Source organism: Billgrantia pellis (assembly GCF_008297955.1).
GTDB classification, from domain to species: Bacteria; Pseudomonadota; Gammaproteobacteria; order Pseudomonadales; family Halomonadaceae; genus Halomonas; species Halomonas pellis.
The window spans coordinates 164,291-187,950 of sequence record NZ_VTPY01000008.1 but is presented as its reverse complement, the minus strand read 5'-3'; the positions used below and the strand labels follow the sequence as shown (position 1 = coordinate 187,950).

Annotated in this window: 27 protein-coding genes; 17 read left to right on the top strand and 10 right to left on the bottom strand. The window is 57.4% G+C overall.

Annotated elements, in window-relative coordinates; all coding sequences use genetic code 11:
- Positions 1–206 precede the first annotated feature (206 nt).
- The 13 genes from F0A17_RS19520 (at position 207) to F0A17_RS20615 (ending at position 7,887) form a co-directional block, all read left to right on the top strand.
- Positions 207–422, top strand: a complete 216-nt coding sequence (locus F0A17_RS19520) for a plasmid-related protein (protein WP_149330036.1) — start codon at positions 207–209, stop codon at positions 420–422.
- Entirely contained in the window at positions 422–1,273 is an 852-nt protein-coding gene (locus F0A17_RS19515; RefSeq protein ID WP_149330035.1) for a helix-turn-helix domain-containing protein, read from the top strand. Before F0A17_RS19520 ends, F0A17_RS19515 begins: the two co-directional genes overlap by 1 nt.
- A 1-nt stretch (position 1,274) precedes the next feature.
- Positions 1,275–1,949: a replication protein P gene (locus F0A17_RS19510; protein WP_187774746.1), complete on the top strand. Its 675-nt coding sequence runs from the start codon at positions 1,275–1,277 to the stop codon at positions 1,947–1,949.
- 593 nt (positions 1,950–2,542) lie between these two features.
- Positions 2,543–2,866, top strand: coding sequence for a hypothetical protein (locus F0A17_RS19500; RefSeq protein WP_149330032.1), 324 nt, complete (start codon positions 2,543–2,545; stop codon positions 2,864–2,866).
- A gap of 2 nt (positions 2,867–2,868) precedes the next feature.
- Complete coding sequence (locus tag F0A17_RS19495; protein WP_149330031.1) at positions 2,869–3,519, top strand: type IV secretion system protein; 651 nt, start codon at positions 2,869–2,871, stop codon at positions 3,517–3,519.
- A 9-nt stretch (positions 3,520–3,528) separates the two neighbouring features.
- Entirely contained in the window at positions 3,529–3,822 is a 294-nt protein-coding gene (locus F0A17_RS19490; protein ID WP_149330030.1) for an EexN family lipoprotein, read from the top strand.
- Positions 3,819–4,814 carry a TrbL/VirB6 family protein gene (locus F0A17_RS19485; protein WP_149330029.1) on the top strand — a complete coding sequence of 332 codons (996 nt, stop codon included), beginning with the start codon at positions 3,819–3,821 and terminating at the stop codon, positions 4,812–4,814. The genes F0A17_RS19490 and F0A17_RS19485 overlap by 4 nt, the downstream gene beginning before the upstream one ends.
- A gap of 2 nt (positions 4,815–4,816) precedes the next feature.
- Positions 4,817–5,104, top strand: a complete 288-nt coding sequence (locus F0A17_RS19480; RefSeq protein ID WP_149330028.1) for a hypothetical protein — start codon at positions 4,817–4,819, stop codon at positions 5,102–5,104.
- Positions 5,101–5,322 carry a hypothetical protein gene (locus tag F0A17_RS19475; protein WP_149330027.1) on the top strand — a complete coding sequence of 74 codons (222 nt, stop codon included), beginning with the start codon at positions 5,101–5,103 and terminating at the stop codon, positions 5,320–5,322. The genes F0A17_RS19480 and F0A17_RS19475 overlap by 4 nt, the downstream gene beginning before the upstream one ends.
- Before the next feature lie 195 nt (positions 5,323–5,517).
- A complete protein-coding gene (locus tag F0A17_RS19470; RefSeq protein ID WP_149330026.1) occupies positions 5,518–6,042 on the top strand; it encodes a plasmid mobilization protein in 525 nt (174 codons plus the stop codon).
- A complete protein-coding gene (locus tag F0A17_RS19465; RefSeq protein ID WP_149330025.1) occupies positions 6,035–6,544 on the top strand; it encodes a relaxase/mobilization nuclease domain-containing protein in 510 nt (169 codons plus the stop codon). Before F0A17_RS19470 ends, F0A17_RS19465 begins: the two co-directional genes overlap by 8 nt.
- 112 nt (positions 6,545–6,656) lie before the next feature.
- Positions 6,657–7,526: a relaxase/mobilization nuclease domain-containing protein gene (locus tag F0A17_RS19460; protein WP_228716974.1), complete on the top strand. Its 870-nt coding sequence runs from the start codon at positions 6,657–6,659 to the stop codon at positions 7,524–7,526.
- A 214-nt stretch (positions 7,527–7,740) separates the two neighbouring features.
- The gene (locus F0A17_RS20615) at positions 7,741–7,887 is read left to right on the top strand and encodes a hypothetical protein (RefSeq protein ID WP_187774745.1); all 147 of its coding nucleotides are present in this window, start codon (positions 7,741–7,743) and stop codon (positions 7,885–7,887) included.
- A gap of 991 nt (positions 7,888–8,878) precedes the next feature.
- On the opposite strand, the gene F0A17_RS19450 is transcribed toward F0A17_RS20615, so the two are convergent.
- A complete protein-coding gene (locus F0A17_RS19450; protein ID WP_149330022.1) occupies positions 8,879–9,925 on the bottom strand; it encodes a hypothetical protein in 1,047 nt (348 codons plus the stop codon).
- Positions 9,926–10,458: 533 nt separating this feature from the next.
- Between F0A17_RS19450 and F0A17_RS21045 the strand changes: the two genes are divergently transcribed.
- Complete coding sequence (locus F0A17_RS21045) at positions 10,459–10,563, top strand: IS3 family transposase (RefSeq protein WP_149330073.1); 105 nt, start codon at positions 10,459–10,461, stop codon at positions 10,561–10,563.
- A gap of 10 nt (positions 10,564–10,573) precedes the next feature.
- On the opposite strand, the gene F0A17_RS19440 is transcribed toward F0A17_RS21045, so the two are convergent.
- The 6 genes from F0A17_RS19440 to F0A17_RS19415 are packed head-to-tail and all read right to left on the bottom strand — an operon-like array spanning position 10,574 to position 15,645.
- Entirely contained in the window at positions 10,574–10,723 is a 150-nt protein-coding gene (locus F0A17_RS19440; protein WP_422671159.1) for a hypothetical protein, read from the bottom strand.
- The gene (locus F0A17_RS19435) at positions 10,717–11,655 is read right to left on the bottom strand and encodes an ArgK/MeaB family GTPase (protein WP_149330021.1); all 939 of its coding nucleotides are present in this window, start codon (positions 11,653–11,655) and stop codon (positions 10,717–10,719) included. Before F0A17_RS19435 ends, F0A17_RS19440 begins: the two co-directional genes overlap by 7 nt.
- Position 11,656: 1 nt before the next feature.
- Positions 11,657–12,835 carry a CaiB/BaiF CoA transferase family protein gene (locus F0A17_RS19430; RefSeq protein WP_149330020.1) on the bottom strand — a complete coding sequence of 393 codons (1,179 nt, stop codon included), beginning with the start codon at positions 12,833–12,835 and terminating at the stop codon, positions 11,657–11,659.
- A complete protein-coding gene (locus F0A17_RS19425; protein WP_149330019.1) occupies positions 12,832–13,227 on the bottom strand; it encodes a cobalamin-dependent protein in 396 nt (131 codons plus the stop codon). Before F0A17_RS19425 ends, F0A17_RS19430 begins: the two co-directional genes overlap by 4 nt.
- Positions 13,228–13,261: 34 nt before the next feature.
- Positions 13,262–14,872: an acyl-CoA mutase large subunit family protein gene (locus F0A17_RS19420; RefSeq protein ID WP_149330018.1), complete on the bottom strand. Its 1,611-nt coding sequence runs from the start codon at positions 14,870–14,872 to the stop codon at positions 13,262–13,264.
- Positions 14,869–15,645 (bottom strand): enoyl-CoA hydratase/isomerase family protein, encoded by a 777-nt coding sequence (locus F0A17_RS19415; RefSeq protein WP_187774744.1) that lies wholly within the window; start codon positions 15,643–15,645, stop codon positions 14,869–14,871. The genes F0A17_RS19420 and F0A17_RS19415 overlap by 4 nt, the downstream gene beginning before the upstream one ends.
- A gap of 135 nt (positions 15,646–15,780) precedes the next feature.
- Between F0A17_RS19415 and F0A17_RS19410 the strand changes: the two genes are divergently transcribed.
- Entirely contained in the window at positions 15,781–17,040 is a 1,260-nt protein-coding gene (locus F0A17_RS19410; RefSeq protein WP_149330016.1) for an MFS transporter, read from the top strand.
- On the opposite strand, the gene F0A17_RS19405 is transcribed toward F0A17_RS19410, so the two are convergent.
- Positions 17,013–17,801, bottom strand: coding sequence for an IclR family transcriptional regulator (locus F0A17_RS19405; RefSeq protein WP_149330015.1), 789 nt, complete (start codon positions 17,799–17,801; stop codon positions 17,013–17,015). The genes F0A17_RS19410 and F0A17_RS19405 overlap by 28 nt on opposite strands.
- Before the next feature lie 235 nt (positions 17,802–18,036).
- Here F0A17_RS19405 and F0A17_RS19400 point away from each other — a divergent pair, with 235 nt between their 5' ends.
- Positions 18,037–19,128, top strand: coding sequence for a TAXI family TRAP transporter solute-binding subunit (locus F0A17_RS19400; RefSeq protein WP_149330014.1), 1,092 nt, complete (start codon positions 18,037–18,039; stop codon positions 19,126–19,128).
- Positions 19,129–19,230: 102 nt separating this feature from the next.
- Positions 19,231–21,252 (top strand): TRAP transporter permease, encoded by a 2,022-nt coding sequence (locus F0A17_RS19395; protein WP_149330013.1) that lies wholly within the window; start codon positions 19,231–19,233, stop codon positions 21,250–21,252.
- A 271-nt stretch (positions 21,253–21,523) separates the two neighbouring features.
- Here F0A17_RS19395 and F0A17_RS19390 read toward each other — a convergent pair whose 3' ends face one another.
- Positions 21,524–22,702: an alpha-hydroxy acid oxidase gene (locus tag F0A17_RS19390; protein WP_149330012.1), complete on the bottom strand. Its 1,179-nt coding sequence runs from the start codon at positions 22,700–22,702 to the stop codon at positions 21,524–21,526.
- 28 nt (positions 22,703–22,730) lie between these two features.
- Positions 22,731–23,657 (bottom strand): NADP-dependent oxidoreductase, encoded by a 927-nt coding sequence (locus F0A17_RS19385; RefSeq protein WP_149330011.1) that lies wholly within the window; start codon positions 23,655–23,657, stop codon positions 22,731–22,733.
- Positions 23,658–23,660: the final 3 nt, after the last annotated feature.

Genomic DNA, 23,660 nt, shown 5'->3' with positions numbered 1-23,660 from the left:
TTCACATTTAACTTACTGAATTTCCAGCTAATTTTCTTAGCTAAAATCAAAATATACTGGATTAAAAATCAAGCTACGTTATCTTGAAAATCAAAATACCATATTTTGATGAGCTGTGATTTTCTTCTTTAACCTTAAAAATTTGCACCTTTTTTTCTCGCGCTTAACACTGCCTTCACACCATTCGTTGTTGATGAGGTGCAGTGATGACCGCCGAAGAATATCTGATAAACCGCTTTGGTTTATTGATGAGCATATCTGACCTGGCCGATCTGTTAGGGCGATCACCTGATGGAGTGCGAGTATCCCTTTATACGGATACAGATGTATCCCGAAAGCTGAAACCTACAATGGTGAGGGTAGGGCGTCGTGTGTATTTTCGCACGCTTCAGGTAAAGGAAGCGCTGAGTTTGGAAGACTGATGAGCGTACAAGCAATTGCCTGGGCCTTGCATCAACAGGTTGTAACAGATCCTGGTGCTCGTCATGTGCTTATTGGCTTGGCTAATCACGCCGACGAGGAAGGCCGTTATGCTTTCCCAAGCGTCGAATTATTGTCCAGATATACAGGGCTTAAGCGTCGAACGGTTCAGGAGAAGCTCAAGCTCTTGCGAGAAGTCGGTGCGATTCAGAGAGGAAATCAGCGTGTCGCAGAGGCCATTATTGAACGTGCTGATCGGCGGCCAGTGGTATATGACCTGCGAATGGAACTTGGAAGGGATGGCAGCGGAGTCGGTGATGAAGATGAGGTCAGCAGTTACGATCAACGGGATGCAATATCTGCACCCCGCAACATTGCACGGGGTGCAGATACCGCACCTCGTCACAATAACGGGGTGCGGATTACTGCAGCACGGGGTGCAGAATCTGCACCCGAACCGTCCTTAACCAACTCTAACTCACACACACGTGTAGACGAGCTGAGCGAGAGACGCTGCAAGCAGTTCTTGATGACCTATGGGTGGCAGCCTGATCTCAATGTCTTCGGATTGGCTTGTCAGCGTCGAGACATGCCGGATGGTGCTCGTCCTAGCCAGGCTGAGCTTGCGGATTTTGTTGGCTATTACTCGGAGACAAATCGGGCTTTCACTGAGCAAGGCTGGCATGACCGACTGGCTCGTTGGGTTTATGAGAATCGAATGAGCCAGAAAGGAACTGAAAATAATCTCATGAATTCACGAGAGGGGTATGACAATGAAAGCTGCTATGGACACTCTCCATCACGTCGTATCTCAGCTGCAGAAGCTCGAGACCGGGCCCGAAGAGTTCGATAGCTTGAAGGTTAACTCTGGAGAAGCCTCAAATGCCCAGGCAGTGACTGAACACGATGTCGATGCACTGTTTGATGCCCTTAAGAACCTCTATGGAAATAAGTTTATCAGCCAGTGGGGGCTTTACGATGAAAAGGGCCTGTGGCTTGCTGAATTAGCCCATTTAAGCGTCGCACATCTTAAACTCGGCTATCGTTGCTGCCGGGAAAGGCTCCGAGCGTCTGTGCGGCAAGGGGGTGAAGCTTGGCCACCACAGCCTGCCGAATTCGCTGTTCTTTGTGAACCACGCCCAGAGGACCTCGGTATGCCTAATGTGGAGCTGGCCTGGGCTGAAGTATGTGAAAAAGCTCACTCCCCCGCTAATCACTCTTGGAGTCACCTTGCTGTGCGTCTCGCAGCCCGAAAGGTAACCTGGAGCATTATGCACTCCGGGCAACGGGAAATGGGCAGTATTCGAGAGCGTTTTAGCCAAGAATATCTCGCCTTGGTCAACCGTGTGATGAATGGACAACGATTGACCGAGCGAGAGCTGCTAGGCACTGACAAACCTCTCACTCTGGTTCAGAGGGCTGAGAAGCGGGGGCAGGAACAAGCAATGGCGTTGGCCAGGAGCTTGGGTAGCGGTAAGGTTGGCGATGCCGCGCTGAGCAAAATGCGAGCAATGATACTGCCGAGTTAACGCTCTCGTTACGAGGAGAGGCATGCGTTCCTAGTTTATCCTTCTCCCCGAAGAATATCCTCGGGTGCTGCCACAACATCCGCACATGGCGCGCTGTTCCTCCCTACTAGGATCACCACGCTCGCTTCGTCAAGAAGCTCCTTCTATTCCGAGTACATCTAGCTCTTTATTTTTGGATTGTACAATCCAAAACCAAAAAAACATCAAATCGGAAGCGAAAATTTCGTGCGCACGAAATGGGGATATGATCATTATCTATTTACGTTTATAGATAGTGAAAACACTTCATTCTATTAATTTAATACAGTAGCGGTACTATTGCGTCATTAGTGACATTCTCTATACTTTTCTTTCAAAGTTGGCGTTTTTTTGAGCTTAAAATCGGAATGAAAAGCGACCCAAAGACGGGCGCCCAGCGACAACGTGATTATGTCGGAAGACAAAATAAGTTGGGGCGCCGGCAACGCGCATTCTGGCTAACTGACGAGGAACACCAGGCGCTGAGTGAGCTGCTAAAGGCGATTCAAACGGCGCGGTACGGGGATGACGGCCCCGGCCGCGCCTAACCACAACTGCCTGTATAGGAGGCAATTATGGCTAACGATCAATATAACACACCTATTTTTACGGACAGCGAGCTAGCTCGGCTGTGCCGATCCCAAGCGATTGAACGGCACGCCATCGGGAGTGAGATTCAAACTCTGATGATCATCGCTGGTTACGCTCGGGACTTTCTGACTGAAGGGTTGGAAGCCCTTCCTGAGGACTTCTTCAGCTGCATCGAGGAGATGAAAGAGGTGATGGAGTCCATCGACCTGAAAAGCCTGGATTTTGAAAAACGATCGCTCACGCTCAAGAGGACGAAACGCCGTCTGGAGGCCAAGGCGGTCCACCAGAATAGCCAAAAGGAAGCCTAACCATGAGCATCAGAATTTCGTGCGCACGAAAAATGGCCAGCGTCGCTATCGCGGCCACCATCGGTTTGTCCCAGCCTGCAATGGCGGGCGGGATTCCGGTCATCGACGTGTCCAACCTGACCCAGCAACTTTTGCAGGTTCAGCACATGCTTAGCCAAATCGAGCAACTGAAAAGCCAGCTCGAAACGGCTAACAAAGAGCTGGCCAGCATTAGTGGCTCACGGGGGTTAGCCAACGTCATCGACTCAGCTTACGACACAGCCTTGGACGTGGATCCACAGGAGGTACTGGATCGCTACGGTATCCACAGTGGTAGCGACTATGGCCTGAGCGGGGACGTGGCCGACCTGTACGACAGCAGCAATGTGAACGCTGCGACTTGGTTAGCTCAGTCGGAAAAGTCCCTGGAGCAGGCCCAGGAGCGGTTCCAAGACCTGACCGGCCTGATAGCCCAGGTCAACAACAGTCCGGACCAGAAAGACATTCTGGACCTACAGGCGCGCATCGGCGCCGAGGAAGTCATGCTGGAGAACGAAATGGCCAAGCTGACCATGCTCCGCTCTCAGGCCGTGGCCAACCAGGCGCTTCACGCTCAGCGGGTTCAACAGATGCGTGTCGCGTCATCAGGGGAACCTTTCGAGCTTGATTGGTAAGGAAGCTTTATGAGTACCAGGAAAATTTCGTGCTCACGAAATATTGCCGTTGTGGTGCTAGTCAGCGTTGCGCAGACCGGGTGCTTTGATGACACCCCGGATACTGGCCCGGTGCAGACCGTGGACTGGTACAAAGCGCATGACGACGAGCGCAAGGTGACACTGGAGACGTGCGGCAACAACCCTGGCGCACTCCAGGATACGCCGAATTGCATTAATGCACTCCAGGCGGAACGGGCACTGTCTAGCGGTGAGCCCTTCGAGCTCGACTTGTCTAGCCTCAAGAGCGAGGAGAACTCATGAACCTGTTTGAAGGCATGTTCTCCGTCGTTGATCAGGCACTGGACCAGTACATCATCAACACGGCTACCGACCTCATCGCTTACATCACTCCAATGTTTACCAGCATGTTGATCGTCTGGATTGCTATCTGGGGCTATTTGATGATGTTTGGCAAGGTCAGTGAGCCCTTGCAGGAGGGTGTTTTTCGCATCCTTCGCATCGGCTTCATCATGACGCTGGGGCTGACGGTCGGTACCTATATGGGCGTCGTGGTGGACGTGCTGGCTCACGGCCCGGAAAAGGTAGCAGCAGTCATCACGGGTTCCAATGGAGGTGCAGCGGCCATTTTGGATAGCCTGTTCTCCCGCGTTCTCGCCGTAGCTGATCAGGCCTGGGATAAAGCGGGGGTCATGAGTGGTGATTTCGGCATGTATCTGGTGGCGATTCTGATCATGGTGTTTGGTGGTGGTGTTGCCATCGTAGTGGCGTTTCTCCTGCTGGCCAGCAAGGTGGCGACGACGGTGCTGCTGGCGATCGGCCCACTCTTCATCATCGGCCTGCTTTTTAACAGCACCCAACGCTTTTTCGAGAGCTGGCTGGGCATGGTGATCAATTTCGGCATGCTGCTAGTTTTGGGTTCAGCCATTGGACGCATGGTCATCGATGTCAGCGAAGCGTTCATGAACATCGTGGAGTCCTCGGCAAGCAGCATGGCCAGTATGACCACAAGTGCCTATCTGATTGCTTTTTTTGCCCTGGGCATCCTGGTGCTGAAGCAGGTGCCGGCCATTGCTTCTGCATTGGGCGGTGGTGTGGCATTGGCAACTCAAGGGGCCCTTGGCTCGGCCATGAGCGCGATGCGTCCCTCAGCGATCAGGCGTCAGTACCGTGGTATCCAGCGTGATACGCGTATCGCAGGTAATGCTGCAGCAGCACCGTATCGTGGCGCCAAATCGGCTTATCGTGCGTATCAGAAGCGCTTTGGTGCCGGCAACGTGATAACCGGGGGATGAACATGCCATCACAATGGTTTGCCACCTGGCGTGCGCGTTGGATGCGCATCAAACGTCTCGGAGAACTAGGGCTATCTGGCGTGCTGTTACTCATTGGTGCCTTGCTGGTTGTGGCCTTGATACCTGCACTCCCTGGGGTGGTCTCGAATGCATTGGCGGGTGATATCCATGCGATCAAAACACTGCTTGTCTGCACGGCGGGAATTGCCGTGTGCGTTTTTCAATGGCGATGGCGCACGGCGATCTACCCGCAGCTTCGGCGAGATGCGTCTCAGGAGAAACAATCATGAGCTATCGCCGTTTGACACCTCAGGAGATAGAAGACTTGCGCAACGAGATGCGCGCCGCCGGGCAGTGGATGAAGAGTGAGCTGGCCAGGCGCCGGCGCGAGCGTGCTGAAACCGAAGCTTCACCATCGGGAGCCGGATCAACCGAGAGTGTTCAAAGTCCTTCCCCTATGTCTAATGGCGAAGCTTCTGGTTCAGCCCCAGGCGACGAGGAGGTTTGAGACAGGTCCGTCCGTATTACTAATGGCGAAGCCTAACGCGTATTCCTGTGCTTGATAGCCTCGCCCGAGAAGCAGCCATTTTTCTTACGTACGAAAAAATTCAATGGGTTTGAGGCTAGGGCAGGATTCGGCAAGTGCTGGCGTATGCCGGCAAACTTGCCTAGCCCACCTCTCAGCGGTGGAGAAAACTGGACTATGCCGAGAGTTGAAGCACGCCTAACAGAAATCGAGAAGAACGCCTGGGCGCAGTTCTGCAATGCCAATGGCCTGCGCGAGTCGGACATGCTGCGGCGAATGATTCAGCGCGTTGCCGGCAGAGCTGCGACTGTAATGGCGGACGACCAAGAGGACGAAGCTAGGTCCCGAAAGCTCACCATCCGCCTATCACCCACTCAGGAACGCTGGCTAGCACAACGTGCTCAAGAGGAGGGCTATCCCAGCCGTACCAGTTGGGTCACTGCGATGGTTCTGGCTGAGTTGCATCAAGAGCCCGTACTGACGGACGACGAGGTGGCTGTCTTGCGGGAGTCAAACAGGGAATTACGTGCAATAGGGAAAAACCTTAACCAGATCACCAAGGTCTTGAATGTCGAATTCCGTGAGAGCGACAAGCTCAAGCGGGAGGCCATCGAGGCGCTGGCAGAGCGAATTGAGCAGCACAAGGACAAGGTGGCCAGTCTGCTGTCCAAGAACATGAATCGGTGGAGGGATGATGGATAAGCCGGAAGTCGTCGTCCGGATCGTCAGTAATGCATACGATGCGGACCAAGTAGAGAGCGATTTGCTTCGCATCAGTAAGAACGGAGCCGTGGAGCTTGAGGACGAAAGCGGCCAGTTCTCCTTCACGGAAGATATGGTCCGTGACTTGGCTAGAGACTGGTCGAGGTTTCAAGGTCTGCAGCGCAAGAACTCTCGTTATACCACCAATATCGTTCTGTCGATGCCGGCCGGAACCGACCCGCAGGCGCTAAAAAGGGCATCCCAGGCGTTCGCCAAGCGGCAATTTGGTCAGAATTATCAGTATGCCATGGCCCTGCACACGGACACCGACAATCCGCATGTCCAACTTACGGTGCGGAATCTTGGCCATGATGGGCGCCGGTTGCATGTGAAGAAGGGCGATCCGCAGGAGTGGCGTGAGGCTTTTGCGGCCGAGTTGGAACGGCACGGGGTGGAAGCGAAAGCCACATTAAAGGCCACCCGAAGGAGGAAGAATGGGTAGTCTGGCTGATGACACCATTGCCGACTTGTTGGGAGGCCCTGTAAAGCATAAGAGCAACCGGGCCGCTAATCGGGCGCGTGCGCGCCGCATAGCAAGTCGAGTGCCAGAGGTCATGGTGAAGATCACTGGTAATGCCAAGGGAGCCGATCATGTCCAGTCCCACCTGGACTACATCAGCCGCAACGGCAAGCTGGAGCTTGAAGACGAGCGCGGCGACGTGATCCATGGGAAAGACGAGGTACGGGCCCTGGCCAAGGACTGGTCGCAGGATCAGGGCAAGCGCCGGAAGAACACCCGCGACACCACCAACATCATCATGTCCATGCCGGCCGGCACTGAGCCGCGTGACGTGAAAGATGCCGTCCGTGCATTCGCCAAACGACAGTTTGGCCAGAGTAATCAGTACGTCATGGCGCTGCATACCGACACTGACAGCCCGCATGTCCACCTGACGGTGAAGAGCCTGGGCTATGACGGCCGTCGGTTGAACGTGAAGAAGGGCGACCCGCAGAAGTGGCGAGAGGCATTCGCCACTGAGCTTGAGCGCCGAGGGGTAGAGGCCGAGGCCACACCGCGTGCCACCCGTGGCGTGATCAAGAAGGGCGTTAGCCAAGTGGTGCACCACATTCGCGAGAAAGGCCAGACGCCACAGGTGGACCAGGCGAAGGTCCGGGAGGTCCTTGAAGACTTCCGCGACCAGCGGACAGGAAAAGCCCCGAAGCCGCGGCCCTGGGAGGATCGTATCAAGGAGCGCCAGACCTATGTCCGCAAGGCCTGGCTGACGGCGGCCAAGGACATGGCCCAGAGCCGCGCCCCCGAAGACCAGGAGCTGGCCAAGCACGTCGCGGCTTTTGTGGACTCCATGCCGCTGATGAAGACCGAGCGCCACGAATTCCAGGAGAAGGTGGCTGCACAGCTCCAGAAACGGTACCAGACCCAGCGCCCTAGCGAGCGTGAACACAAACTGGAGGACGAGCGCTAGCTTCAGCATGATCTTTGTGAATGCGTGACATTATCACGTATAATTGCTCCCATTTACTATTTCAGGTATTCTTATTGACTGAGATGTTTGTCATTAAACATTTGATATGTAAGGATATTTTATAAAATTTTGCGGTATTTCCCTATCCCTCCTTCTAGAAAGAGGAATTGAGAGCCTTCAAAATTCAAAAATCGAAGGCTTGGAGGGCTTACTTATGGGAACTATCAAAGAGTTAGTGGTGTTGCTTAGCGGGGCCTCCCCCTCTCTGCTGGTCGCTTTGGTGGCCATATCAGGGCTCGGCGTGGCCTATCAGTGCATACGTGTCATCGGCCGCTTGGTGGACAAGGAGCGTGACAAATGACTGGGTTCAGACAGCTACCCGTCTGGTGGGTGCGGGACGAGGTAGGGTTGAAGCGCTTTACAGGGGGTAAAAGCAGCGGTGGAAGCATCGCTGCTCTTAAATGCTTGCTAGGGATCGTTCTGTCTGATTTTTCGAATCAAGCGATCAGGGTTTCGTATACTGACCTAGAGGCCATTACAGGTCTGTCGCGGCCCATGGTAATCAGAGCGGTACGGAAGCTCGAAGAAGAAAAGATCATCGCTGTATCGAGGGGAGAAAACAAAAATGTTTACCGGCTTGTCTACTCCAGCAGTGACATGGGGTGGGCTAAGGTCCCTTATGATCGGTTGAGGCAGTCCCTTTGTAGGTTTCCAAATAGAGGTGATGCTTCGTTATCGGCGTTGAAAATTTATATTTATCTCTTGGCGTCGCGACCTAATCCAACCAGGGATGTAAAGATAACCCATGAAACCCTTCGTGACAGAACAGGGTTGCAAAAAAACCGTATTCGGCCTGGTATCGATCTTTTGATAAATCACATATTGATACACGTACATCGAGTTGAAGAGGTGATTATTAAAGGAAAAGAGCAGAGGGGGAATAATATTTATACGATACTGGGTGACCTGCGCATGTCGTAGAATAGGGATTAAAAGGGAGCTTGTCTGTCCATCCTTTGACGGCGCTTCCTTACCCTTGCCTTTAGTCGTGACCAATCGTTAGTGGTCACCCATCGGTTAGCCCATCGAAGTAGAACATCGGCGGCCCTGGATGGCGGATAGTCGTCGGGGGCATCGGTCATATCCTTAGCAATCGACAGGAGTTCAGAGCGCCCAATTTGAGCCGACCATCCCCCATCTGGGGGGCTAGGAAGCTCCCGATTCATTGCATCGGCTTGGGTGTCTAGGTGGATCACTTGGCTAGTTGGATCAAACGTTGCATCGAGCAGTACGCCCAACCATAGTGACGCTTCCCTCGCGTCAATTTCACGCTTACGGGCCATTGGCTCCTCCTATTGGCCTATAGACAGAGCTGGGAACAAGCCCTGGAGGTAGGCACCAAGTAGGGTGGCAGCGAGGCCTGCAGTAACGGCTATAAGCCACGAAATCACACTTGGGGCGAGCCGTTCGAGTATCCCTTTAGGCTTTTGTCCAAGATAGATGGCAGCAAAAGGTAGATATCGATTGTGCAGCCAAATCACCCCGTAAATGATAGCCAGCACACCGACCATTAGAATTGTACGGTCCAAGAAGCTTCCAAGACTGGGAAGGAAAACAATCGCACCGATGAACAGGAGCTGGTTGATACCGAATCCCATCTTCTTAAAATTGGTAGTGTAGGTCCGCTCGAGAGGCCGGATGCTGCGCTTCAGTTTCTCAAGCGTTCCGAGAACCCAAGATTCTTCGCCACCCTGGCTCATTGCCGTATTCACTTGTGGACCAAATTCTACCTGAACGACTCGGTTTACCCCGTTACCCTCTGGCTCTTGCACAAACAACCTGATGATCGCGGCTCGATCAGCGTTGAATTCGGTAGTCTTGAAGTCCGATAGGAAGCGAGACTGCTCGGTACCAGCTACAACAGTGACAACCACTTGACTTCTTTTGAAGTCGCGCTGAATTTCCCCGGCAAGGGTCGTGATTTGCTCTCGATCGATTGCCACAGCCCCAAACTGATGCCGTGCTGTGTGAAGTTGATCCGGAAATTTTCCTGAATCGGCTTCGATATCTTGGGCTTGGTCATGGGGGAATAGGATGAAGGTTCCAGCGGAGCCTATGCTAGTGCTCCACTCGCCATTGAGCTCGCCCCTTGCGTCTAAGCTGGCTGTTGCTGAGAGCTGTCCAAAAGCTACTCCCTCAATCTGTGTCTGAGGCTCGCCAGTAAGTGTCAGTTGGTGACCGTCAAATGCGCCTTGGATTGAGTAAACTACAAGCCCAACACCAGGCTCGTTCAGATGAAGCGTCCCGGTCAGGGCTTCATCATCACCATTCAGCTTGACAAATACGTTGCCTGTGTTTGTGCCGTAAGCCCGGCCAGCCCAGAGTTTTCCTAACGTCATGCTGAATTCCTACCAAAATCCATATTGACCGTATGGTAGATTACAATCGAGCGCACCGGTACACCACCGGTACACACGCCAGCTTCCTATGCTATCCTCAACTTTCGCTAAGTTACTGATTCTAAAGGACTGTACCTTTCGCTTGATTACGGTTGCTTTTCCTTTTTTGTCAGTAACTTATTGTTTTAAAAGCGAACTCATAATCCCTTGGTCGCTGGTTCGAGTCCAGCTGGGCCCACCAAATCCAGGCGGCCATAGGGCAGCGCTAGCGAATACCGCACAAAGCTAGGAAGGATTTAGGGTCTGGAGTAGACCGCGAAGAGGATTTGCTAACGGCAAAGGGAGAGATCATTCGCCATACTCTCGAGACACCCACGCTCTCGAGTAGGAGACTGTATGTGGCTGACCCATCTACCTGAAGTCCCGCCAGCGCGCCGAGCGCCACCAGCACGCCGAGGGCATTGCCTCTTGGTCGGTCTATAAGAACAGGGTATCAGAGGGCATGACATTAAGCCTGACACTGAGGGCAACGTATCAGCCGTTACATTCAATACCACAACCACGAGTGTAATAGTCTGGAACGAAAGGGCCTGAGCCCCATGCTGTACAGGGCTCAGGCCTTAAGTGCCAGTTTCTGAATGAATCGCCCTACTCGTGGGCGTCGTTCACTGCTGGGCGGGGCTTCTTGCTTCCGTAGGCTGCCACTCGCAGATCATGTTTTGCGACCCGAGTGCCGTCGCCGAGGCCAGTCTGTCCCTTGTCGCCGGTGCGGGTATAGATTTTGTTGAGTTTTACCATCCCGTTTCCTCCTGCCGGGAGTATCGCTTGGCATCACTGGCGAGTAACTGAAGGATTTCGGCATAGCTCTCTGCCAGATTCGTCGTATCGAGCAGTTGGGGCCGGTGATCCAGCAGCTCGGCGACCCGGCGCACGATCAACGATTGGACGTGATAATGACGGCGTCGGCGCAACGTTTCGCTGGCATTGCGGTGCTCTGCCTGCCAGGCGAGATGTTCACTGATGGCCGAATCCAGCTTGGCCAGCCCCTCTCCGTGTTGCTGGCTGATCTCGATCACTGGGGCGCGCCACGCTGCCTGAGAGCGCTGAACGATGCCGCGGATTTCCGACGCACTCTTCTTGGCGCCGGGAAGGTCGGCCTTGTTGATGACGTAGATATCGGCCAGTTCGAGAACCCCTGATTTCATCGCCTGGATGGCATCGCCGGCGTTGGGCTGCAGGACCATCACCAAGGTGTCCACCGAGTGGCGAATGGCGTGCTCGGCCTGGCCCACGCCTACCGTTTCCAGCAGCACTTCACGAAATCCGTAACTCTCTACGGTTACCAGTAGATCCAGGACGTTGTCTGCCAGACCGTCGTTGGAACTGCGGCTAGCCAGCGAGCGAATGTAGAGTTCTGGTTCGTTGGCGATGGCATCCATGCGGATGCGGTCGCCGAGAATCGAACCACCGGTCAGTGGGCTGGTGGGATCGATGCCGAGGATGGCGACGCCGCCTTGGTCGCGGCAGGCGGCCAACCGAAGCCTGGCGAGCCGACTGATCAGGGTACTCTTGCCGGCGCCAGGTGCGCCGGTAAAACCGATACGTGCCGTCTCCATGGAAGGTTCGGGGCGCTGAGCACTGTGTGCCAGGCTCTCCGCCACCGACGCCTGGGCCAGGCGGGTCAGCTCGCGGCCAAGCGCGCGGCGCGAACGAGGGGCAAGACCACTCATGTCAGCCTCCGCTAGCGTTGTACGAAACGTGACTCTGCCCATCCAGTTCTTCTAGCTCCCCAGCATCTTCGTCAAGCAGTGGCGGCGGGCCGTAGTGGGGCGGCTGGCCTTGGAGCTTGATGGGATTTCCCACCATGCGGATCTCACCATGTGGCGTGGGCACCGAGACGACCATCTGGCGTGAGCGCGTCAACTCAGACTCTAAGGCATCCTCGAGGCTCTGGACCCCGGCTACGACCACGCCTAGGGGGGCGAGTCGTTCGACCCAGCTGTCGGTGGAGCCCGTGGCCAGCACCGCCTGTACATCGGCGATTACCGCCTCGCGATTCGCGGTGCGTGCGGCCATCGTGGCGTAGCGCGTATCGGTGATCCAGGCTTCGCAACCGATTTCACGGCAGAAGTCCGCCCAGAAACCGTCATGCGTGATGAACAGTGCCAAGTGACCATCCAGGGTAGGAAAGATCTGGGCCGGGACGATATAGGGGTGTCCGCCGCCGGGATAGCGCTGTGCCTTTTGTCCGGCGTTGAGGTAACCCCCTGCCAGGTAGTTGAGTTGCGAGAGCATGGTGTCGTAGAGGGAAACATCCACCTGGCCGCCCTTGCCCTCGACCAGCTTGGCGGTAAGCCCCAAGGCGCCCATGATCCCGGCGGAGTTGTCGACCACGGAGTAGCCGGTCTTCACTGGCGGGCCATTCGGATCGCCGGTCATGGCCATGACACCGGCCAAGGCTTGAATGACGTAGTCATAGGCGGGTTTCTCGGCGAAAGGGCCTTCAAGACCGAAGCCTGTCAATGCAAGACAGACGATCTTGTCGTTGTGCTTGCGCAGGGCCTCATAGGTCAGCCCCAGCTTGCGCACTGCCGCGGGCCGCACATTGGTGAGAAGAGCGTGTGAATTGACTGCCAGTTCGCCTAGGCGCTGCTGTCCCGCCTCATTGCTCAGGTCCAGACTGACGCTGCGCTTGTTGCGGTTGAGGCTGGCGAAATAGGCGTTGTGAGGGCCGATGAAGTGGGGGCTGATCTGGCGGCCGATGTCGCCCTTACCAGGAGCCTCGATTTTGATCACCTCGGCACCCAGGTCGGCAAGCAACATGCCGCAGTAGGGGCCCGCCAGCATGTGGCTCACCTCGAGGATACGGATTCCGCTGAGCGGGCCAGAGGGAGCGGCAGTATGGTTCATGATAGCTCCCTCTCGATGGCGCGTATGACGTCTTCCAATGGCATGTCGGCGGTGAATACGCCGCATACCCCAGCTTCGATCAGGGCCGCGCGGTCCTTCTCGGGGATGGTACCGCCCACGAAGATCTTGATGTCGCTGGCGTCGTACTCTTCCAGGCAGCGTATGGTGTCGCTGACCAGCGCCATGTGGCTGCCGGACAGCATGCTCAGGCCCACTACGTCCACGTCCTCATCCACCGCCACCTTGGCGATATATGCCGAGCTTTTACGCAGCCCGGTGTAGATGACGTCAGCACCGGCATCACGAAGCGCCAGGGCGATGACCTTAGCGCCCACGTCATGGCCGTCCAGGCCGGGCTTGGCGATCAGTATTCTCTTGCCTTTCAAGCTCATGGGGTGTCTCCACTGGGAATGGGTGAGGGCCGGCTCATAGACGAATGGGTTCCTGAAATTCGCCCCATTGCAATTTGAGCGTGGCGACCATCTCGCCCACCGTGGCATAGGCGTGGCAGCAGTCGATCAGGTATGGCATGAGATTTTCATCATCCTTCGCTGCGGCCCGTTCCAGCGCTTTCAGCGTCTGCTCCACCTTGGCTGAGTCTCGCTCGGCCATGACGCGCTGATACTTCTCCTGGACCCGCTGGGCAGCCTGCGGATCAACCTTGAACACTTCCCCGAAGTCGTCGGTCTGATCGTCGCGACGGAAGTAGTTTTGCCCGACGATGACGGTCTCTCCCTTGTCGACCATCTGTTTGCGCTCATGGGCACGCTCGGCGATGCGCGCCTGCAGGTAGCCATCCTCGATCGCCTTCTCCACGCCGCCGTATTCGTCAATTTCCTCAATGACCCGGCGCGTCTCCTCTTCCATCTTGTCGGTCAGCCATTCCACATAGTGGCTCCCCCCCAAGGGGTCCACGATCTTCGAGATGCCGCTCTCGTAGGCGATGATCTGCTGGGTGCGCAGGGCAATCTCGGCGCTGAACTCGGTAGGAATCTGGAAAGCCTCGTCGTAGGCGCAGGTGAAGATCGACTGCGCGCCGCCCAGGGTGGCTGCCAGCGTCTCGATGCCTACGCGCACGATGTTGTTGTAAGGCTGGGCGGCGGTCAGCGAGGAACCCCCGCAGACCACCCCGAAACGGAAGCGCTGCGCCTTCGGGTCGGTGATGTCGAAGCGCTCCTCCAGCAGTGCTGCCCAAAGGCGACGTGCCGCGCGGAATTTGCAGATTTCCTCGAAGAAATCCATGTGGACGTAAAAGAAGAAGCTCAGCCGGTTGGCGAACTTGGCGGCATCGCCGCCACGACGAATCAGTTCTTCCACGTAGGCCAGGCCATTGGCCAGGGTATAGCCCAGTTCCTCGACAGCAGTAGCGCCAGCGTCGCGCACGTGGGCGCCGGCGATACTGATCGGGTTGAAACGCGGGGTTTCGCGGTTGGAGAACAGGATTGTGTCCGAGATCAGGCGCATGGAGGGACGCACAGGAAAGATCCAGGTGCCGCGGGCCACGTACTCCTTGAGAATGTCGTTCTGGATGGTGCCGGTGAGTTTTTCGCGCGGCACTCCTTGTTTGTCAGCCACCGCACAGTACATGGCATAGACGATGGCGGCGGTACCATTGATGGTGAAGGAAGTGGAAATACCGCTCAGGTCGATGCCATCGAAGAGGATCTCCGCTTCGGCGAGGCTGGATAACGAGACACCCACCTTGCCCACTTCGGAGCGCGCCATGGGGTCGTTGGGATCGAAGCCGCATTGGGTGGGCAGATCGAGGGCCACCGACAGGCCGGTCTGGCCGCTTTCCAGCAAGAAGCGATAGCGTGCGTTGGTATCCTCTGCGGTGCCGAAGCCGGAGTATTGGCGAAACGTCCATAGCCGCCCGCGGTAGCCGTTAGGGAAGATGCCGCGTGTGTAGGGGGGCTCGCCGGGGGTGCCTGGGTCGGGGTGGCGGAGCATGTCGGGGGTGATTCGCTCGGGAATCTCGATACCGGAGGCGGTGCGCGGCTCGGGAATAGGCGGTGTGCGGCTTTCGGAATCGCTCATGAAGATTTCCTCGTCTTCAGAACCTTGTCGGCGGCTTCCCAGTGATCGTCATGCGTCCAGGTGGCGACGAGATGGTGGGTCTCGATCTTGGCAAGTTCCGCTTTCGTCAGACCGTCGGCATGGCTCAGCGCCAGGGCCTTGAAGCCCCGCAGAACCTGAGGTGCCTGGGCAAGCATGGGCTTGGTGAACTGCTCGACACACTGCTCGAGCGTCTGACCCGCCTCGGCCACGTGGTCAATCAAGCCGATGCGCTGTGCGGCATGGGCGTCGAGTAGCTCGGAGCGGGTCAGCAAGCGCAATGCCAGCGGTGCCGGAAGGCGACTCAGCAGGCGAGCGCCGCCGCCCCAGGCGGTCGTGATGTTGAGCCTGCCCTGTATAAAGCCAATGCGGCTGGTGGGTGGGGCGATGATGAAATCGCAAGCCACGGCAAGTTCCGCGCCACCGCCAATGGCATCGCCATTGAGAGCGGCTATGACGGGAACCGGAAACCGGCTCACCGCATCGAGCGCGCGCCTTGCCTCGTGGCTCATGGCGGTGGCCTGCTCTTCGCTGCGCACCTGAGCGAGATCCCGAAGATCGCCTCCAGCGGCGAAGCTCTTGTCGCCGGCACCGATCAGCACGACCACTTTCCATCGGGGATCGGCGGCTTGCTCAGTGAAGACATCGGCGAGCCCATTGAGCACAGCACGAGATAGAGCGTTTCGCTTCTCGGGACGATGGATGGTCACCCTCAGCAGAGGGCCTTGCGCATCGACAAGGAGGTGTTCGGCCATGGGGGCGCTCCGACGGAAAATGTTGGCGTTGTTTATTTCCGTATTATGAATAAACATACTTATATGTGAAATTATATGTCAAGTTAAGCACCACATCACGTTTGGGGAGCACACCGATGCGTAAGGAGGCATGGCATGCCAAAGTCCCCACGGCTCATCACGCCACCCGACCCTTCCCTCACTTCTAGACGGGAGATTTGGATCGTGGTGGTGTCCACCACTTGGGTGCAGGCATTGACCAGTGCCGCCATGCTGCTGGTACCCGTATTGGCACCACAGATCGCGGCCGACTTCAGCATTCCCACTGGCCTGGTGGGGTTGCAGGTGAGCTTGCTGTATGGGATTGCCATGCTGGTGTCGTTGCAGGCGGGATCGTTGGCTCGGCGCCTCGGTGCCTGTCGCTCTAGTCAGGTGGCCATGGCGCTAGTGATGGTGGGCTGCGCGGTAGCAGGGGGTAGTACGCCGGCCGCGCTGCTGCTTACCACGCTGCTTCTCGGCGTTGCCTACGGGTTGACCAACCCCGCGGCCGCACAGCTCCTGGCGCGTTATACGCCGCTGCGCCATCGCAACCTGCTCTATTCGATCAAGCAGTCCGGTGTGCCGCTGGGCGGTGTGCTATCGGGCTCCCTGGCACCATCGCTTGCCCAAGCCTGGAGCTGGCACGCCGCGTTTTTTGTCTTGAGCCTGGCCGCGCTGTTCACTACTTTGGCATTGCAGCTGCGGCGCCGCGAGTGGGACAGTGACCGCGCGCCCGCCACGCTGCTGCGGGGCTCCGGCAGCCTCGCCGTCCTCTATCGACGCCCGCCGATTCTGTGGCTGGGAATGGCCGGGTTCTGTCTGGCTGCGGCTCAGTTGTCGCTGCTGAGTTTTACCGTGGCGTTCATGGTGGAAGAGCTGCTGATTACCCTGATCACGGCCGGGGTGATCATGTCGGTCGTTCACGCTTCGGGGGTCGTTGGCCGAGTTGGCTGGGGGATGCTGGCCGACCGCTTGGGAAGGAGCGTGCCCGTATTGTGCGGCCTGGCCATTGCCATGTTGGTGTTGTTCGTCGCGGTCTCACTGTTGGGGCCAGGCACTCCGGTCTGGCTGGTGATAGGACTGCTGAGTGCGGCCGGGGTCACCGCGATAGGCTGGAACGGCGTGTATCTTTCGGAGGTGGCGCGGCGCAGCCCCCAGGTCGAGGTGAGTGAGGCCACTGCCGCGGTACTGGTGCTGACCTACATGGGTGTGCTGACTGGACCCGCGCTGTTTAGTGTCATCGTCTCGCTGGGAGGTAACTATTCCGTCGGCTTCCTACTTCCGGGTTTGGCATCGCTAATGGCGCTTTTCTGTCTGCGCCGCGCGATTCGGGAATCGGAGACGTCTCCTCAGAGCGAGGCCAGCCGGTCACCATGACGGATCAGGGTCTCGCGGTACCGTTCATAGTGACGGGACATACGCTCCATTGGCCCGGCAATGGCCAGTCCTAATGTTTCACCGAATACCGGTCGGGCGATAGCGAGCGCCATCACGTCATCGACATTCTCGCCGCGAGTGACGAAGTAGCCGCGTCGCTGACCATTGAGGATGTCATCCAGCAGTTGGTCGCGGTCGGTAATGGTGCTCGATGTCACGCTGGGCAGAGGAAGACGCTCCAGCAGACTCTGCAACCGCACGCCGCTTTCCTCGCCGAGCATGGCCTTGCCGATGGCGCTGGAGTGCAATGGTTTGGCGTCACCCGGGTTCGCGGCGTAGCGCACGGTATGGGTGCCTTCAATGATGTCGAGATACACCACGCTGTAGTCCTGGCGCTTCCCGAGAATCACGGTTTCACCGAGCGCATCCCGAAGGTCCTGCAGCACGGGCGAGACACTTTCGAGCAGCGGGTCATGCGAGGCGATCGACTGGGCGATCTGCAGCAGCCGCTTGGTCGGGTAGACGCGCTTCTTTTGCTCCAATACGTAGACGTAACCCAGGCTCTGCAGGGTCTTGACCAGGGCGTGGCAACTGCTGACCGGGGCGTCGATGCGCTTGGCAAGATCCGTCAACGAGAGGGGGGTCTGGGCTTCGGCGAAGGATTCGAAGAGGCTCAGGGTACGGGCTGCCGTCTTGACGCTTTCGGGCCGGGAAGGGGCTTTCTGGCCAACGCCGGTGCTGACGCTAGAGGATTGCTTCATAGTGACTCGTCCATTGCTCTTGAGGCCCCGCCGAACGATGCCTGGCGACTGATCGCTTCCTCGCGATCTCGAAAGGGTACTTGATGCGCAAGCCTTTGCGAAATTCGATCAGACGGTCCTTTTATCTTATTCGATTTGCTGAATAGTATTACACATGCATGAAAAGCTGCTAGGTTTGTACTAAACAGATAAACGAGCCGGCTGCAGGTTGCGAGAGCTTGCGCTCCGGCAAACCATGACATCCAAGGAAGGACGACATTTCCAAGCAAGAAAGACAACGCACCACGACACGCCAAAGAGGACAACAACAATGCCTACCATAAAGCATGGATCTCCCTTTCGCCTCAACGCCTTGACGCTCACCGCCGCGGGCATTTTTGCGCTCGGCCTAGTGCCGCTGGAATCGGAAGCCCAGGCACGTCTGGCCATGGGCGGTACCCATAGTGGTTCGGCGTTCTATTCGTACCAGGTGGCCGTCGTCTCCGATTGGAACGATAACGTCGACGGCGTCAACCTGAGCATCCAGGAGTTAGGGGGGGCTTCGGCTTCGACCCAAGGACTGCTGAGAGGCGAAGTCGATATGGGCATCGCGGTGACGTCTTCCGACTATCAGGCCATGCAGGGGGAGGGGGAATTTGAATCGCCAGCGGAAAATCTGCGCACCTTGTATTTTTTCGCGCCGCTGCCCCTGAACTGGGTCGTGTCGGAAGATACCGACATTCAGACGCTTGAGGAACTGGAGGGCCAGGATTTCAACTCGGGCGGGCGGGGTACCGCGACTGAAGGACAGACCGAGACGGTGCTCGAGATTCTAGGTATCGAGCCCGAATACTACCGCGCCGGAGCCAGCGATGCTCTGGACGCTTACCAAAACCGGCGCTTGGATGCCTTCGTCAAGGCTGGTTTGCATCCTGACGGTTACATCCAGCAGGCGCATTCGTCACGCCCTGTTCGTCTGCTGTCGATGACTCGGGAGCAGGCGGAGAAGGTCGCAGGCGAACGTGCCTACTTCAGCGTCGGCGAGATCGATGCCCAGGATCATTACGGCGAACAGCAAAACCCACAGATTACGATTCAGACCGGCATCGGTATCAACACTACCAGCGAGCTCAGCGAGGAGATCGCCTACGGCATTATAGCGCGTGCCTTCTCCGAGGCCGGCATCAAGGCAGCGGCCGATGGCTATGCGCCTGCCGCTGATATCGATCCGCTGCAGCTGACACTCAATGCAAGCGTGGCACCGCTACATGCAGGCGTGGTGCGCTATCTCGAGGAACAGGGGCACGACGTTCCCGAGCGGCTGATTCCGCCCGAATATGCCGAGTAATTACCGGTTTGGCAGATTCTTCAACGTCGCAGGTAGTCGGAGTAGGGCCTAGGGCTCTGCTCCGCTTGCCGATCGTGAGTTCGGGATGTCGGGGCTTCTTCTATGAGTTCAGATGAACGCGTCACGCATTTGCGCCGCTTTAGCGGAGTGGCAGGCTGGCTGGTCGGAAGCCTGGCATTGGCCTGGATTCTGTTTCATGTCGTGACGGCCGGTGTGGGCACGCTTCCCAATTATCAGCAACGCGCCGTCCATCTGGGCGGGGCGCTGTTCTTTGTGTTTCTGCTCTACCAGGGGCGCCCCCGTTTTCCGCGCCTGCAGCTATTCGTAATCGATCTGCCTTGCGCCTGTGCCTGTGTGGTTCTGCTGGGTTACGTGTTCGTCAATTATGATGCCATCGTCATGAGCAACTGGTACGTGAACGAGGCGATCGAAAAGATCTTTGGCGTGTCGCTGTTCCTGCTGCTGCTTGAGGCGGTGCGGCGCACTCTGGGTTGGATGTTTGTCGGGCTGATCACGGTATTTTGCTGTTATGCCTACTTTGGACCGTATCTTCCGGATCCGTTCGGTCACAGAGGTCTGTCGCTCGAGCGGATGGTTTACGTTTTCTATCTGGGCAACAACGGGTTGCTGGGCACGCTCATGGGGATTTCTGCCACAGTGGTGGCGCTGTTCCTGATTCTAGGCGCACTACTCAACGTCAGCGGGGCAGGCGATACCTTCATTCGCATTGCCATGCGTCTGGGAGGGCGTTTACGTGGCGGGGCGGGCATGGTGGCGGTTATCGGGAGCGCCTTTATGGGCATGATCAACGGAAGTACAGTGGCGAACGTGACCAGTACCGGCGTACTGACCATCCCACTGATGCGACGGCTGGGATTCAATCGCAACCTGGCTGGCTCTATTGAGGCTGTCGCTTCCACTGGCGGACAGATTATGCCACCCATCATGGGGCCGGGCGCCTTCTTGATGGCAGAATTGCTGGGAATCCCCTATTTAGAGGTGGTGAAGGCCGCCCTGGTACCATCGGTGCTATTCTTTACTGCGTTGCTACTGGGGGTCTATCTAATGGCCCGTCGCTATGGACTCGAGGCGCTGCCGCCGCAGTTGATCCCGTCGCGCAGGGAGGCCTTCGAACCATGGGCCATGGCCAACCTACTGATACCGATCGGGGTGCTGCTGTTTTTCATTCTGCAGCATTATACCATTCAGACTGCGGTGTTCTGGTCGCTGATGTCGATCCTCATTATGATGGCCATCAGCTCGCTGCTGCCGCAACGCAAGAATGTTGCCGAAGCAAGCGATCGCTCGCTTGATCTGGTAGGCCTCGAGGCGCCGGCGCCACGGCGAAAGAAAGCATCGGTGCGAGGACGCGTGGCCGAGTTACTACGTGCCACCTATGATGGGCTCTACAACGCTTCGCTCAGCGTGGTGTACATTGCGATGATCATCGCCGCCGCTCAGGTGATGGTCTCGGTGATCAACCTGACGGGGCTTGGGGTCACGCTGTCGCAGGTGATTCTTTCCATCGGTGGCGATTACCTGATTGTCTCGCTGCTGCTGACCATGGCGTTGGCAATCGTGCTCGGCATGGGAATGCCGACCCCGGCGGCTTATGCGGTGGGAGCCGCGGTGCTGGCTCCGCCCTTGCTGAATCTAGGCTTCGATCGCTTGCCGTCTCACCTTTTCCTGTACTTCTTCGCTAGCGTTTCGGCGATCACTCCGCCGGTGGCGGCAGGAATCTTCGCCGCTATCGCGATCAGCGGAGGAACCTTTCTCGGCACCGCCCGCTATGCGCTGACATTGGCCTGCAGCCTTTTCCTGCTGCCGTTCCTGTTCATCCTCAACCCTGAACTGACCCTGGCCGGTGATCCATTGGCCATTGTATTTGCCATGCTCAGCGCGTTGATAGGCATCGGTTTTCTGTCGGTGGCAGCCATTGGCCAACTGGGGGAGAGCATGAGACTGCTGCCTCGGCTCATGGTAGGAGCCGGTGCCGTCGTCATGGTTACCCCCGGGCTATGGTTCGATATGGTGGGCATGGCGGGTGTTGTTGTGGGCCTTTCGCTTCATCGCTTGTGGTGTCATGCCAGCCGCCCCATCAAAGGTCGCGATGAGCATGCTTGATTGGATTGAGCCGACACAGCAGCAATACGCTCGTAATCGAAGCGGATGCTAGAAAGCACACCGACAGATCTTCAGGCCGTACAGTTAGCTGGGATATCCACGCGTGGCGTATGCCGAGCCGTTTGTATGCAGGGGGGAGGCTTGCTGGGTAATTGGCGGACCTAAACCAAGGGAGGAGGACGACTGCCCCAGGAAGCGAATCGGCTAACGATAACCGGCACTGTGGGTCCTGGGGAGTACTCAGGTGTCTTGGAAGACGCAGATATCAGCCTTATTGCTTGTATTCAGATATATGTTTTTCCAGCGAGGGAAAGCAGAGGTTCTCTGCTATCTCTTCTATATTCCTTGCGCCACATAATTGCATGCTTCGCTGAAGCTCATCGGCAAGTATCGTCAAGGCACGCTCGGCCCCCGGCCTGCCAGCCGCCACCGCTCCCCACAAGGTCGCCCGCCCGATCAGTACCCCCTCGGCGCCACGCGCGCGGGCTTTCAAGATATCGACTCCGCGGCGCACCCCGCCATCCACGAACACTGGGATTCGGCCTGCCACGGCATGGAGTATCGCTGGCAACGCCTCCATCGTGGCGACAGCCCCATCCAGTTGCCGTCCGCCATGATTCGATACGACGATGGCATCGCAGCCGAGCCGCACCAGCCGATCCGCATCGTCGGCACGCATGACGCCCTTGACGATCAACTTCCGCGACCAGGAATCGCGTAACGCCTGCAGGCGCGTCCAATCGAATGATGGGTCGTAGCTGCGCCCCACGGACGAAGCCAGCTTGGCCGTGCTCGCAGAGGGTTTCTCCAATTCCACCAGATTTTCCATCTTGGGCAAGCCATGGCGCACGATATCGAGCGCCCAGGCTGGGCGGCTCGCGAAGTCCAGCAGGTTTTTTGCCGTATAGCGGAAAGGAAAAGACAGATGGTTGCGGTAGTCGCGCTCACGCTTGCCGCCTACCGGCAGGTCCACAGTTATCATCAGCGCTTCGTAGTCCGCGGCATAGGCCCGGGCAATGAGCGAATCCAGCAACTGGCGGTTCTGCAGGATATAGGCCTGAAACCAGTGCCTGCCCGGGGCCGCCTCGGCGATTTGCTCGATTGACGCTGTGGCTGACGTCGATAACGTGTAGGCAATGCCCATTTCGGCCGCCGCTTGAGCGATGGCGATATCGCCTCCTCTGCGGCCGAAGCCGACAGCGCCCGTAGGGGCCACGACCAATGGCAGCGGCGAGCGTGTGCCTAGGAGCTCCAGCGAGGTGTCTACCTTCGACACGTCCATCAGGCAGCGAGGCGCAAGGCGAATCCGCTTGAAGGCCTCCCGGTTCGCCACAAGCGTCGTCTCATCCTCGGCCCCGCCATCGAAAAAATCGAAGATGGCGCGTGGCAGACGGCGTTTAGCCAATTTTCTCAGGTCTTCAATGCTGTGTAGCTTATCCACCTTAGACATGGGGATTCCTTGTTCTTTCTGGCGATTGTTAGCGTTTTACTTCCAAGACCAGCTTGCCCCTCAAGTGGCGAGATTCGCTCACGCAATGCGCCTTTGCGGCGTCTTCGAGTGCAAACGTAGTGATTTCAGGAACTTGAATAGCGCGGGACTCGAGCAGCGCCATAATGCGCTCCAGATATGCCGAGTCGCGGTTGACCTGGGGCCGCAGGGCTTGGACATCGGAACGTGCCGGAGTGGGTGCCTTGGGGCCAGAGGCGATAAAGGCGGCGCGCCCCCCCGAACGCAGTACTCTGAAGGAGCGTTCGGCCACTTCGCCGCCGATAGTGTCGAGTACGGCATCGCAGGCACTGACACAGCGAGTAAAGTCCTGTGTCCTGTAGTCGATGGCTTGCTGCGCTCCCAGGCTCAGCAGGTAGTCGTGGTTTGCCGCGCTAGCCGTAGTGGTGACCTTGGCACCTAGATGTCGGGCGAGCTGGATCGCAAAACTGCCGACCCCTCCGGCTCCGCCCTGGATCAGGACATGCTCGCCCGACTGTATGTTGAGGGTATGTTCGATACTGACGATTGCGGTGAGCCCGGCCAGGGCCAGGGCGGCCGCTTCGACATGGCTAACGCTGTCCGGCTTGCGGGCGACGTTCGTTGCGTTGATGGCGATTTTCTCCGCGTAGGCGCCGTCGTCCGTCGTTTCGCAGACACCGAATACGGGGGTGCCGACCGGCAAGCCTTCGACTCCTTCGCCCAACGCCGCCACGACGCCGGAGAAATCGCGTCCCAGCACATAGGGAAATCGGGTGATTTCCTTGTATCGTCCGCTTCGAATCTTCCAGTCCACGCCGTTCACGCTGGCCGCTTGGATGTCGACCACGATTTCGCCGGCCCCCGGCTCGGGATCCGGAAGCTCGCCGTACTGGAGCACTTCGGGGCCGCCGGTTTGCATGAAATAGGTCGCTTTCATTCG